A 12600-nucleotide genomic window follows, 5' to 3' on the forward strand; every position below is an offset into this window, starting at 1 on the left:
CGCCCTTAATTTGTGACCGTTCATTCGTGTTTCTGACCTCTCATCCACGTTTGTGACCGTTCAGACAATATCTGTAAGATTTCTATACGTTATTCAGTGCGGAAAACTATATTCCAACCAAAAATACCTCTTTTTCTAGCAATAGATCACTCCTTCTTTAACTGGGATAGCCGTGATTCATTCGTTTGACCGCTCAGGCCCTGCTTCTGACCGCTCGCCCTTAATTTGTAACCGTTCATTCGTGTTTCTGACCGCTCATCCACGTTTGTGACCGTTCAGACAATATCTGTAAGATTTCTATACGTTATTCAGTACGGAAAACTATATTCCAACCAAAAATACCTCTTTTTCTAGCAATAGATCACTCCTTCTTTAACTGTGATAGCCTTTATTCATTGGTTTGACCGCTCAGGCCCTGCTTCTGACCGCTCGCCCTTAATTTGTGACCGTTCATTCGTGTTTCTGACCGCTCATCCACATTTGTGACCGTTCAGACAATATCTGTAAGTTTTCTATACGTTATTCAGTGCGGAAAACTATATTCCAACCAAAAATACCTCTTTTTCTAGCAATAGATCACTTCTTCTATAACTGTGATAGCCTTGATACATTGGTTTGACCGCTTAGGCGCTGTTTCTGACCGCTCATTCCTAATTTATGACCGTTCATTCGAGTTTCTGACCGCTAAACCACGTTTGTGACCGTTCAGACAATTTCTGTCAGATTTCCATACGTTATACTGTGCGGAACACATCTACAAAGTAAAAAATCTTGCATTTTTTAGTTTCCTGCCAATGACTACTAGGTGCTCAGGCCCGATTTTTAGATGTCAGAATCCTCGCTCAGCACATTTCTGTGCGATAAACCCACACATGTTTTATTATCTGAAATGGATGTCAAATGATCCTGACGGCAAACCTTATATCGAATGAAATTCGGTCGAAGACCAAAAAAAGACCAACTGAACATACTCAGATAGTCTGATTTAAACTTAAATGATTCAGCTTCAATTGCTGCACTGCGAATTCTCTGTACATCGGATGGGTTTCAAGCAGCTCTGCATGAGTGCCGATCCCGGTCACACGTCCTCTATCAAGAAAGATGATTTGATCTGCGTCTATTACTGTGGATAACCTGTGAGCAATGACAATCGTTGTCCGTCCAGCCATTAAGTTATTAAGGGCTTTTTGAACGACAATTTCAGAGTGGCTATCGAGACTTGAGGTCGCTTCATCGAGGAGGAGTACGTTCGGATCTCTTATCAGTGCCCTTGCAATGCCAATGCGCTGGCGTTGTCCGCCGGAGAGTTTAATACCCCGTTCTCCTACTTGTGTTTCGTAGCCATCAGGATATTCGCCAATAAATTGATCAGCATAAGCCATCTTAGCAGCTTTGTCTATTTCTTCGTCAGTTACTTCTCTTGTCAATCCATAGCATATATTTTCTTTAATTGTACCTGAGGTAATCGGACTTTCCTGAGAGACGTAGCCGATTTGCTCTCTCCAGGAAGCGAGTGAATAGTCACCAATAGGTGTTTCACCGAGAAAAATCTCTCCTCCTGATGGGACATAATAACGTTCAGCCAAAGAAAAGAGCGTCGTTTTTCCGCTCCCGCTTGGACCGACAATTGCAGTTGTTTGACCTGGTTTGATCTCAAGGTCGACTTTTGTTAAAACCGGTTCCTCTTTCTTGTAGCCAAAATCAACAGCTTTGAAATGAATAGATTGATTTATATTTTCAATATCCTTGCCTGAATTGAGGCTTTCTTCGTCCTCGTCAAGAATTTCAATCATTCGTTCTGATGCACCCATTGCTTTTTGAAGTTGTGTGAAAAAAGCGGTGAACTGCGTCATCGGGATTACAATTTGAAACAGATAAAGAATGAACGCAACCAAATCACCGGAGGATAACACTCCTTCTTGAACCCTCAAGCCGCCATAACCAAGGATCATAACAAGCAATGACATAATGACCAGTGAAATTAACGGTCCTATTAATGCATGTATTTTCGCTTCTGACAGACCAAATTGAAACAAGCGGCTAATCCCGCTTTTCCCTGAATTGTATTCTCTTTGTTCTGCATTTGAAGATTTCACTAAGCGAACATGTGATAAAACTTCACTTAATAATGCAGTAAAGCTGGCTGTTTCATCCTGAAGCCCTCTTGATACTTTATACATTTTTCTTCCCAGGGGAAGCAAAATGAAAATGGATAGAGGAATCAGCGCCAGCATAATCAATGTCATTTGCCAATCGAGATACAGGAGGATACCAAATGAGCCAATAATGGCAATGATTCCTGTAAAAAAATTTGTAATATGATCTGTTATTAACCCTTTTAAAATAGCTGTATCATTTGTCATCCGGCTGATCATTTCACCTGTTTTATGCTCATCATAAAAGCGTACGGGAAGGTGCAGATGTTTGAGCCAAAGTCTTTCCCTCAATCTTGCTACAACATGCTGGCCGACATGATTGAGCAGGTAAATCGAAACTCCGCTTGTAATGGCTTGTGCAATAAACGCGGAGATCAACAGGATAATATGACTGCTTCCAAAATCCTCAAAGCTGAAATCATCAATTAAATTCTTTGTGAATAACGGAATGACCAGACCGACAATTGTTGATAAGATGCTAAGCGCGCCCGCTATTGCCATTCTTGTTTTTGAAGGCTTTGTTTCTTTAATCAGCTGAAAAAAAACACGCCATTTCCCGCCAGTCTTTTGTAAACTCATCTTGTTTTGGCCCCTATCTTACTTACTATCTACATTATACAATCTTCTTTACAAATTATTAAATATAAACCATTGCATTTTTTCCATAAAAAAGGAAATAATATGTTTTATATCGATCAGAACAAAGAAAGCTGCAGGATACCAAATGGATAACTACTCGGGCACAAATCAATACAGACGGTATAAAGCTCATTTGAACATGTTTGGAACAACACAATTTCATTTAAGAAACCCCTATATTATTGCATGGTGGTCTACAGCCTTTCCCGGATTTGGCCACTTGCTGCTATCCAAATATTTAAGAGGCCTTCTATTGTTTACTTGGGAAGTGTTCATCAATATGCAGTCTCATCTGAACATCGCGATGGTCTATTCTTTTTGCGGAGAGATTGATAAGGCTCGGGACGCATTGGATTACCGTTGGATCCTATTGTATATACCTGTATACATATTCGCGATTTGGGACAGCTACCGTACGACAATTGATTCTAATCGGGTCTTCCTCTTAGCAGAAAGAGAAAACGCTCCAATTAATACATTTTCAATTGGATTTATGGAAATCAATTATTTGGATAAAAGAAGCCCTCAGATGGCAGTCATATGGTCTTTTTTGATGCCTGGAACAGGTCAGCTTTACAATCATCGGCTCATTACCGGATTTTTTGCTCTAATCTGGACAGTTGTCTTTGTTTATTATTCAAAGTGCTTGCTCGCTGTTCATTTTTTGTTTTTGGGACAAATTCAAAATGCTACAGATATAATAAACCCAGAATGGCTGATGTTTGTACCTTCCGTTTATGGTTTTGCCGTTTATGATGCTTATATTAATACAGTAGAAAATAACAAGCTTTTCATAGATGATCAGCGCAATTTTCTTATGAAAAATTATCAGCACTACCGAGTAAAATTTCCAGGCAGAGTTTGAGAGGCGATTTCCATTGCAAGTATTTGCTGCGTTTGATCATTCCAGTTACCTTGAGATGGCCATTTCTCAATTAGTACAAGAAGGGATTTCAAAAGAGAAAATATTGGCTGTCTCTTTGCAAAAGACGAGCGATTCTATGAAGCTGATGGACTCCATTCATCACTCAGATGGAGTCAGCTTATTTGATACTGGCGCCGCGCTCGCGACAGCATTTGCGGTCATTGGCGTAAGTATTGGATTTCGTTTAAACTGGGGTCCTGTTTATTGGGGATTAATAGGGGCCGGAGGCGGACTGCTGCTTGGATTTCTTATCAATTTTCTCTATTATAAAGTTATAAAAAAGAAAAAATTTGATCAAAAAAAGAAGCAAAAAGAAACAGAAGTTATCATTGTAATTGAATGTCATGATGATTTTTATAAAGAAATCGAAAAAATTCTTAAAAGTAACTTTGCCATTTCTATTGGATTTGTAAGATAAGGAAAAATAAAAGCAGTTAGACTGGTAATTTCCAGTACTAACTGCTTTTTATTTTATGCTTCAAGTTCTACTTGTGAAGTGTCGCTATTATACGTTTGTGAATCTAACTCTTTTGTCATTTTTCCAGTTAAAACACCAGCTGTCATACTGCCGCTTACGTTAAGTGCCGTACGGCCCATATCAATTAACGGCTCTACTGAAATAAGCAAACCTGCTAGTGCAATCGGCATGTTCATCGTTGATAAGACAAGGATGGCAGCAAATGTCGCTCCTCCCCCAACACCTGCAACACCAAATGAACTAATGGCAACAACAGCGATTAGAGTAAAGATGAAAGAAGGATCTAACGGATCAATCCCCACAGTCGGCGCAATCATGACAGCAAGCATTGCCGGATAGATGCCTGCACAGCCATTTTGGCCAATTGTAAGACCAAAAGATCCTGCAAAATTCGCGATTCCTTCTGGCACTCCAAGCTTTTTCGTTTGCGTACTAATGTTTAGCGGCAAAGTACCTGCGCTGGTCCGTGAAGTAAAAGCAAACGTTAAAACTGGGAAAACCTTTCTGACATACGTAATCGGATTGAGTCCTGCGAGTGTCAGCAAAAGCAAATGAATAATGAACATAAGAAGCAATGCTGCATAAGAAGCGAGTACAAATTTACCGAGTTTTAAAATGGAATCAATGTCACTTGATGCAACCGTTTTTGTCATGATGGCAAGGACCCCATATGGAGTCAGTCGTAAAATTAACGTGACGACTCGCATAATAACGGCATAGAATGCATCCACAATTCTTGCAAAGAGCTCTGCATGTTCCGGCTCTTTTCTTTTAACACCTAAAAATGCCAATCCTAAAATCGCGGCAAAAATGACAACAGCAATTGTTGAAGTCGGACGGGCACCAGTGAAGTCAAGAAATGGATTTCCAGGAAGCAATTCGAGGATTTTTTGCGGAAACGTCTGATCCTGAATGTCTGTGTATGTTGCATCAAGCTCTTCCCCTCTTGCCGTTTCTGCATCACCTTGCTCAATTTGAACGGCCTCTAAGTTAAATCCCAGAGAAGTACCGATTCCAATTGCAGCCGAAATAGCAGTTGTTCCAACAAGTATACCTAAGATAAGGATACTGATTTTCCCTATATTGTTTGATAATTTCATCTTTGTAAATGCAGCAAGAATCGAAATGAAAACAAGCGGCATGACGATCATTTGAAGCAGTTTAACATATCCGCTTCCGACGATATTGAACCATCCAATGGATTCAATCAGAACCTCATTCTCCGGACCATAAATAAATTGGAAGGCAAATCCGAGAACAATCCCGAGTCCAAGTGCAGCGAATACACGCTTTGAAAACGACATGTGTTTTTTCTGCATATAAAAAAGCAAGAATATAAGACCAAGAAGCACGGCAATATTTACAATAATTAATAAAGATGACATTCTTTTTCCCCCTAACATTTTCCTATAATACTTGAAAAACTATAATTCAATTATTCCAATGCGTCAAGTAGGAATAACCAACGAAGACCTCCTGCTTCATCTTACGTTCTTGAATCTGTGAATATTCATCCTAATAGATTGTTCTTCAGAAGTTCCACCTCGCCAATCTTTCTCATAAATTATTAAATCAGCTTCAAAGGAGGCGCTGCAAAATGATTAAAATTCAAAACTCGTTTCAAAATGAAAATATATTAAATACTTCTATTTTGACAAGTGAACAAAAAGAAATGCTGGATTTGATGGTTAAATATGAAGAAGTCTATTCCTACGATCATTTTAATCAGCTTAAATTTGAATTGGATTTAAGAGTGGAGATTGTCAAAGCTGCATCTGCTCTTTACAAAAGCGGTGTGAAATTCACTGTTTTTGAATATTCACGCTGCAATGAGGAGCTTTGGAATCTGACAAGTCAGGGTGCTTTTGTCATAAAACCGGGAGTTCCTCCATCAGAGGGAATCAAAGATATTTTTAAGAATGGTAAGCTTTATGCATTCGAATGTGCCACTGCCATTGTCATTGTATTTTACAGGGCTGTGCTCGAAATGATCGAGGAAAACCATTTTAATCGATTATTCAGCGGAATGATTTTGTATGACTGGCATTATGATGACGACCTTGGCGTTTTTACAAGACGAGGGAATGATTTTTTGCCTGGTGACTGTCTCTATTTTAAAAACCCTGATTTCGATCCTGAAAAACCACAATGGCGCGGGGAAAATACAATAGATATGGGCTATGATTTATATTACGGTCACGGGATTGGAATTAAAGATTCTGAGGGAATCATTGAATCTCTTAATAAGTACCGAAAAAAGGATGCCGTTCAAACTGCCTATCTGCTTTCACAAGTATCGAGGATTGATTATCGGTATTTATATCCTTTTAGAAAAAGAAATCGTGAAAACATAGGAATGTTCTCCATTTCAGATGACCGGAAAATTATTTCAAAGATTGGAACAACTATTTATTTAAATTAAAAAGCTGCCGTCATTTAGGCAGCTTCACTCGATCCTGTTCAAAATATTTTCGCTGCAAGTAGTATTCTTCACGTCCAAGATATTGATTGACAATCAGCTCCATCTTGCCAAGATCATCTTTCGTTACAAGCGGATCGAGTTCATTCCACTTAACAAATCTTATAAAATAGTATTCTTTGATGTGAGTGAAAACGACAGGAGAATTTGGCCACTGCTCAAACCAGAACTCAATTTTGCCGTGCTTTTTATAAGAATAATGAATGATTTTCATTTCTCATCACCTTCTAAAAGAATACATGTCCAACGCTCTAAAGAAAAGAAACAATTGGTTATGAATGGAGCATCTAGATCAGCCTTTTACTCAGGAAGTTCTTAAAATGGCTCTGACCGGACTTCCGTCACCCCCGACAATCGGAAGCGGCAAGGCAATTAATTCATAGTCTCCCTGCTCTGTTTCACTAAGATTCAAGCCTTCTAAGATTGAGATCGAATGCTCTAAAAATGAATGATGGGCAGGGAGCTCTCTGCTTTTAATAAAATCAACAGAAGGAACGTCAACCCCAATCAGCTTGATGCCGAGCTCACCCATATAAGCCGCTGCATCAGGATGGTAATAGGATATCTTCTCAGGAAATCTCATCGAATCCTCCCAGGAATCTGTTCGTATTAACAGTCTTTCCGTACCTGAGAGATCAAATTTTCTCAGCTCATGTGCAGTTATTATTTCTGTATTCGCAAGATGAATCACTTTAGCCTTTCCGCAATAGAGAGCAAGATCGAGCTCATGAATTTTTTTCCCTTCAGTATCAAAGTGAAAAGGTGCATCGATATGTGTTCCTGTATGTGTGCTCATTTCAAGTTTACCTACATTAACAGACCCGCTTGCTTCTTTCGTCCATGTCAGTTCAAAATCAAATGGTGTATCACCCGGCCATGTTGGCGTTTGATTTGAAAGTGGTCTTGAAATATCAATTATCATTACGCTATCACCTCACGCTTGTTATCATATTGTTCATATCTTTTTTCCCGCATAATGTCTTTAAGAATTTGGATGGTTCTCCAAATTTCTTCATATGACGTATATAGCGCAACAGGTGCAAGCCTGATAATATTGGGCAATCGGTAATCAGGAACAACACCTGCTTGCTTGAGTGCCTTGCAGATCCGTGCTGCTTCAGGATGCAAAAGGGCAACGTGTCCTCCCCTTCTGTTATCCTCAGGTGGATTTACGATGCTGAATGCGAAGCCTGAAAGTTCTGAGTCAATTAAATCCATCATAATTCGAGTCATGTTCAACGACTTTTTGCGAATGGATGAAAGGCTTGCTTCTTTAAAAATTTGAAGAGAGGCAGCCAAAGGCGCCGAACTGAAAATATGAGGCGTTCCAATTTGATATGCCCCTGCAGAGTCTGCCGGTGTAAAAACATGTTGCATATCAAATTGCGATTCTTTGTTTGAACCAAACCATCCGCTTAGTCCAGGTAATTTCCCTAAATGCTTTTCATGGACGAACAAGCCAGCAGATGCACCTGGACCGCCATTCAAATACTTGTAATTGCACCAGTAAGCAAAATCCACTCCCCAGCTGTGAAACTCATGAGGAACGGCTCCTACAGAATGACAACCATCAAATCCGATTAGGATCCCCCGTTCATGAGCCGCTTTCGTGAGCTTTTCTATATCTAAAAGCTGACCGCTTTTATATAGAACAGTCGGTAAAACAACTAATGCAATTTCTTCTGTCATACAAACGATGATTTCATCTTCTTCAAGAGTATGCCCGTTCGTGCTTTTCGCTTTAACTAAATGCACGTCAGGATCAAGTCCTTTTAAAGATAGCTGGCTTTGCAGCGCGTAAATATCCGATGGAAAGTTCAGCTCATCAGCAAGAATCTTTGTTCTGTTTTTTTTTGGATGAAAAAAACTTGAAACGAGCTGATGCAGATTGACTGTCGTTGATCCGGTTACGACGACTTCTTCAGGCTTTGCCCCTATTAGAAATGCTGACTGAGCCCCGAGAGTTTCAGATAAGTAATACCAGGGATTCTCACCTTGTGTCCAGCCATCAATTCCAAATTCCTTCCAGGCATCAAGTATAGTCAGCAACGCTGCTTCTGCTCTTTTAGAAAGCAATCCGAGTGAATTGCCATCTAAATAGATCGTATCTTTTTTCAGATAAAATTCACTGCGGAATGCTGCCAGCTCATCTTTTTCATCGAGTGCAGCTGCTTTTTTGAGATCCATTATTATTCACAGCCTCTCCTTCAAGCTTGATTCTGTTACTGAGTTTACTTGTAAAATCAATTTTGTTAAGAGTTCCTTTGCAGAAAGCGAATCATTAATCATTCTTAAGCCTTGCCCTGCCCATAAAGACATGTTGTCCCTGTTATGTTCTTTCGCGGCCTGACTTCGCAGTGGTTTCGTGATTTCATTTTGCACCGGATACGGCAAAAGAAGGTTTTCATATGGTTTCATGTTTTGAATAAACTCATTTGTTATCCCCCGGGCATATTTCCCAGAAAATGCTTTTGTCAGTATGGTGTCGCTTTCATTGCTGTTTATTATTGTCGATTTATAAGCAGCTGCAGCACCGCTTTCTAAACAAGGAATAAAAACAGTTCCAAGCTGAACGCCTTCTGCACCTAAAATCAATGCTGCAGCAATTCCCCTCCCATCTGCTATTCCTCCTGCTGCAATAATTGGAATGCCGACTGCATCTGCAGCTTGTGGAACGAGAGCCATCGTTCCAATACACGCGTCCGATTTAGCAGATCCTTTAAACGTCCCGCGATGACCGCCTGCTTCGCTTCCTTGAGCAACGACTAAATCTGCTCCCCATTCCTCAAAAAGAAGCGCTTCCTCCACAGTTGTTGCGGTGCCAATTACGATCCGCTTCTCTCTTTTCAGCGCTACTATCACTTCTTTTGAAGGAATTCCAAATGTAAATGAACAAATCGGAACATCGTTCTGCAGGATAACCTCAAGCTGCTTCTCATAATTGATTTGATTCCCTTCATGTGAAAACGAAAAATCCTCTAATGGCATATTCATTTTTTTCAGCACATCGGACATCCTATGAACATCTTCTTTACTGTAGTTCACTTTACCCTCAGGTATGAAAAGATTAACATTAAACGGTTTGCTTGTTCTTGCTTTTATTTCTTTTATTTGTTCATCAAGCTGAGCTGACGTTAAATATCCTGCACCGACTGAGCCGAGTGCGCCAAATTCACTGACAGCGCTTACTAGTTCAGGAGTGGTAATTCCTCCTGCCATTGGTGCCTGAATTATTGGGTATTCAATCTTCAGCAGCTCACTTACAAAAGTCTGTTTCCATGTCATGTGGCCTTGCCTCCAAATTCAGAAGAATGCTACCACACTTCTTCTACATGATACAGGCTCTTCCCTGCCGTTTTTCACACGAATACTTCATTTTCCCATAAACAGATTGCACGTATATTTTGACTGATTATGCTAAAATGGTAAAAAATAGATTCAGTTAGAATGGAGCTGTTGAAGTTGGAAGAGTTATGCCCCCTTTGCAATCCAGAAATGATTGGAGATCAAAGAGAGGTCCTGTCTAATGAACACTGCTTATTTTTGCAAATGCCTCAGAAAATATTGAAAGGCTCGGGGTTAATCGTACCGCGGGAGCATCGGCCAACGGTTTTTGAATTATCTGAAGAAGAGTGGCAATCCACATACAGTCTGTTAAAAGAAGTCAAGGAATTATTGGATGATCAGTATCAGCCAGACGGCTATACGATTGGATGGAATGCAGGAGAAACAGGAGGACAGCATATTTTTCATGCTCACCTGCATGTCATTCCCCGATTTGAAGACGAGCCTTATGCAGGACGCGGGATTCGCTCCTGGCTGAAGGATGAAGAAAATATTCGTCCATCTTTACACGATTAATGAAGGTCTATTCAGGGTAAAAAAGAAAAGAGATAAGATAGAAGGAAAGGAGCATTCAAATGATTATTGTCTATATCAGCATTGCACTCGTAATATGTGCGCTCATATATTTAGGAGTCTCAGCATTTAAAACATTCCAGGGTGCAAAACCTGCTCTGCAGGATTTGCAGGAAACTGCAAACCGCATCCAAAAACAAACAGAAGGAATCCAAACAGAAACAACAAAGCTCACGGAAACACAGCAAAAAATCATGTCTGATGTCGAATACAAAAAACATACTGTGCAGTCAACAATAGATATTGCAATAGAAACTCCGGAAACGATTAAAGGATTTAAAAAATTCCTTCCATCGAAGAAAGATGGTCAGTTTACGCATAAGGTACGCGGATATTAACGTGGTGCAGCCGGCTCTGATTGTGAGACGGCTTTTTATTTTTTAGTTTTGGCATTAGATAATTAGAGGACTGTTTTCGATAATTAGATTGATTGAAAACGTTTGTACCATTCTCTAAGATTAAATAGCCAAAGGCAGTTAGAATATGGGGATTCATTAGAAACCATTGAAGCCCTAATTTCCGCTTTAGAGCAGATTATTGGAGTCATGGTCTCCGAATTAAGAAGTTTCGCGAAAATTACCTGCCAATCCACCAAGTTTCACCGATCTTCATCACTCTCAGTTGTTCTTCGCTTAATGAAAGACGCTCCCATTCTTTGTAAAGGCGATCCAGCGCTTCAGGCCCAGTATCATCGGCAAGGCGATATGCACCATAATGCATCGGAATGAATGGACCTTTTGCTTTTAAATCTAGATATGCTTTAATCGCATCTTCTGGATTTATGTGGGACACATCCATAAACCATTCCGGTTCATAGGCTCCAATTGGCATGAGCACAGTCTCAATGTTAAATCTGCTTCCTATATCTTGAAATCCTCTGAAATAACCGGTGTCTCCCACAAAATATATGGAGCTCTGGCTCATTTTGTCTTCAACTACCCAGCCGCCCCAATGTGAGGTGTTCGTATCCCAAAGAGTTCTTCTAGTCCAATGCTGAGCAGGCACAAACGAAAGCTTCACACCCTGAACTTCAAATGAATTCCACCAGTGAGCTTCCTTCACCCGTTTATAGCCTCTTCTTGCAAATGCTGATCTTAATCCAGCAGGAACATAAAATTCCGGACTTCCTTTTAATCGTTTTATCGTGCTAAAGTCAAGGTGATCATAATGTCCATGTGAGATTAAAACATAATCGATCTCAGGCAATTCATGAAGGGAAAGTCCAGGTTCAGTTAAACGTTTTTGAACGCCCATTCTTCCTGCCCATACTGGATCAGTCAAGATATTCAGTCCGTTCATTTGAATCAGAAAAGTGGAATGTCCAATCCAGGTAATGCTCGTTTCCCGTTCATTGGCCCTCAATTTTTCATGGTATTTTCGGTCTGATTGTTCAATGGATTGTGTGAGATCCTTCTTCTTGCTTTTTCTTTCTTTCATCCACTTTCTCATGTCTGAAAAGCTTTTTATATTCTGAATATCATCCAGGTTTTGATATTTTTTCACGATTATGACTGTACCTTTACATAAAATGTCCGTTCTCTCGGGCCATCAAATTCGCAAAAATAAATTCCCTGCCATGTTCCAAGCAAAAGCTTCCCATCCGCCACAATAACATGCTGTGATGTCCCTACCGTGCTTGTTTTCAAATGGGCAGCCGTATTGCCTTCTGCATGCCGATCTGCCTCATGATGCCATGGGTACACTTCATCAAAACGTCTGAGCATGTCTTTTTTAACATCTGGATCGGCATTTTCATTTATTGTAATGCCGGCTGTTGTATGCGGGCTATAGATGATGACAGTCCCTTCTTTAACAGTTGCTTCTTTCACTGCTTTCAGAACGCTTGAGGTTACGTCCAGCATCTCATCACGCGATTGTGTTTTTAAAGAAAATCTTTTGAGCATTCTGTTCTTCACTCCTTTGGTTATCTGGATAAATTGTATCATTCAAGAATGGAAATTGTATATTCCAAGGGTTACAATAAGCTAAATTGTCACTTCTACAT

13 protein-coding genes are annotated in these 12600 nt (G+C 40.0%); 5 read left to right on the top strand and 8 right to left on the bottom strand.

The window, feature by feature from the left end; translation table 11 throughout:
- Positions 1-971: 971 nt before the first annotated feature.
- The gene (locus tag CYJ36_RS20580; RefSeq protein ID WP_101569135.1) at positions 972-2735 is read right to left on the bottom strand and encodes an ABC transporter ATP-binding protein; all 1764 of its coding nucleotides are present in this window, start codon (positions 2733-2735) and stop codon (positions 972-974) included.
- 145 nt (positions 2736-2880) lie between these two features.
- Between CYJ36_RS20580 and CYJ36_RS20585 the strand changes: the two genes are divergently transcribed.
- Both CYJ36_RS20585 and CYJ36_RS20590 read left to right on the top strand, forming a co-directional pair.
- Positions 2881-3660, top strand: a complete 780-nt coding sequence (locus CYJ36_RS20585) for a hypothetical protein (RefSeq protein WP_101569136.1) — start codon at positions 2881-2883, stop codon at positions 3658-3660.
- Positions 3661-3673: 13 nt separating this feature from the next.
- Positions 3674-4138, top strand: coding sequence for a hypothetical protein (locus CYJ36_RS20590; protein ID WP_224773399.1), 465 nt, complete (start codon positions 3674-3676; stop codon positions 4136-4138).
- A 53-nt stretch (positions 4139-4191) separates the two neighbouring features.
- Here the strand turns inward: CYJ36_RS20590 and CYJ36_RS20595 are convergent, their stop codons facing one another.
- On the bottom strand, positions 4192-5583 hold the full coding sequence (locus tag CYJ36_RS20595) for an L-cystine transporter (RefSeq protein ID WP_101569137.1): 1392 nt from the start codon (positions 5581-5583) through the stop codon (positions 4192-4194).
- Positions 5584-5795: 212 nt separating this feature from the next.
- On the opposite strand from CYJ36_RS20595, the gene CYJ36_RS20600 reads away from it, so the two are divergent.
- Positions 5796-6620 (top strand): protein-glutamine gamma-glutamyltransferase, encoded by an 825-nt coding sequence (locus CYJ36_RS20600; RefSeq protein ID WP_101569138.1) that lies wholly within the window; start codon positions 5796-5798, stop codon positions 6618-6620.
- Positions 6621-6630: 10 nt separating this feature from the next.
- Here the strand turns inward: CYJ36_RS20600 and CYJ36_RS20605 are convergent, their stop codons facing one another.
- The 4 genes from CYJ36_RS20605 to CYJ36_RS20620 form a co-directional block, all read right to left on the bottom strand.
- Positions 6631-6891 (bottom strand): hypothetical protein, encoded by a 261-nt coding sequence (locus CYJ36_RS20605; RefSeq protein WP_101569139.1) that lies wholly within the window; start codon positions 6889-6891, stop codon positions 6631-6633.
- Between the two features lie 90 nt (positions 6892-6981).
- The gene (kynB, locus tag CYJ36_RS20610; protein ID WP_101569140.1) at positions 6982-7599 is read right to left on the bottom strand and encodes an arylformamidase; all 618 of its coding nucleotides are present in this window, start codon (positions 7597-7599) and stop codon (positions 6982-6984) included.
- On the bottom strand, positions 7599-8864 hold the full coding sequence (gene kynU / locus CYJ36_RS20615; RefSeq protein ID WP_101569141.1) for a kynureninase: 1266 nt from the start codon (positions 8862-8864) through the stop codon (positions 7599-7601). Before kynU ends, kynB begins: the two co-directional genes overlap by 1 nt.
- Positions 8865-8870: 6 nt before the next feature.
- Positions 8871-9962: an NAD(P)H-dependent flavin oxidoreductase gene (locus CYJ36_RS20620; protein ID WP_101569142.1), complete on the bottom strand. Its 1092-nt coding sequence runs from the start codon at positions 9960-9962 to the stop codon at positions 8871-8873.
- Between the two features lie 162 nt (positions 9963-10124).
- Between CYJ36_RS20620 and CYJ36_RS20625 the strand changes: the two genes are divergently transcribed.
- Entirely contained in the window at positions 10125-10538 is a 414-nt protein-coding gene (locus tag CYJ36_RS20625) for an HIT family protein (protein ID WP_101569143.1), read from the top strand.
- Between the two features lie 59 nt (positions 10539-10597).
- Positions 10598-10933 (top strand): DUF948 domain-containing protein, encoded by a 336-nt coding sequence (locus CYJ36_RS20630; RefSeq protein WP_101569144.1) that lies wholly within the window; start codon positions 10598-10600, stop codon positions 10931-10933.
- A 238-nt stretch (positions 10934-11171) separates the two neighbouring features.
- On the opposite strand, the gene CYJ36_RS20635 is transcribed toward CYJ36_RS20630, so the two are convergent.
- Both CYJ36_RS20635 and CYJ36_RS20640 read right to left on the bottom strand, forming a co-directional pair.
- Positions 11172-12101 (bottom strand): MBL fold metallo-hydrolase, encoded by a 930-nt coding sequence (locus CYJ36_RS20635; protein ID WP_101569145.1) that lies wholly within the window; start codon positions 12099-12101, stop codon positions 11172-11174.
- Positions 12101-12499 carry a secondary thiamine-phosphate synthase enzyme YjbQ gene (locus tag CYJ36_RS20640; protein ID WP_101569146.1) on the bottom strand — a complete coding sequence of 133 codons (399 nt, stop codon included), beginning with the start codon at positions 12497-12499 and terminating at the stop codon, positions 12101-12103. The genes CYJ36_RS20635 and CYJ36_RS20640 overlap by 1 nt, the downstream gene beginning before the upstream one ends.
- Between the last annotated feature and the right edge of the window lie 101 nt (positions 12500-12600).

This window comes from Bacillus sp. UMB0893 (assembly GCF_002858905.1).
Taxonomy (GTDB): Bacteria; Bacillota; Bacilli; order Bacillales; family Bacillaceae; genus Bacillus_P.

Coding starts and splice junctions, on each gene's coding strand:
- CYJ36_RS20595 (WP_101569137.1), bottom strand. CDS start 5,583: ATGTCATCTTTATTAATTATTGTAAATATTGCCGTGCTTCTTGGTCTT.
- kynB (WP_101569140.1), bottom strand. CDS start 7,599: ATGATAATTGATATTTCAAGACCACTTTCAAATCAAACGCCAACATGG.
- CYJ36_RS20640 (WP_101569146.1), bottom strand. CDS start 12,499: ATGCTCAAAAGATTTTCTTTAAAAACACAATCGCGTGATGAGATGCTG.
- kynU (WP_101569141.1), bottom strand. CDS start 8,864: ATGGATCTCAAAAAAGCAGCTGCACTCGATGAAAAAGATGAGCTGGCA.
- CYJ36_RS20585 (WP_101569136.1), top strand. CDS start 2,881: ATGGATAACTACTCGGGCACAAATCAATACAGACGGTATAAAGCTCAT.
- CYJ36_RS20620 (WP_101569142.1), bottom strand. CDS start 9,962: ATGACATGGAAACAGACTTTTGTAAGTGAGCTGCTGAAGATTGAATAC.
- CYJ36_RS20580 (WP_101569135.1), bottom strand. CDS start 2,735: ATGAGTTTACAAAAGACTGGCGGGAAATGGCGTGTTTTTTTTCAGCTG.
- CYJ36_RS20625 (WP_101569143.1), top strand. CDS start 10,125: ATGGAGCTGTTGAAGTTGGAAGAGTTATGCCCCCTTTGCAATCCAGAA.
- CYJ36_RS20630 (WP_101569144.1), top strand. CDS start 10,598: ATGATTATTGTCTATATCAGCATTGCACTCGTAATATGTGCGCTCATA.
- CYJ36_RS20600 (WP_101569138.1), top strand. CDS start 5,796: ATGATTAAAATTCAAAACTCGTTTCAAAATGAAAATATATTAAATACT.
- CYJ36_RS20605 (WP_101569139.1), bottom strand. CDS start 6,891: ATGAAAATCATTCATTATTCTTATAAAAAGCACGGCAAAATTGAGTTC.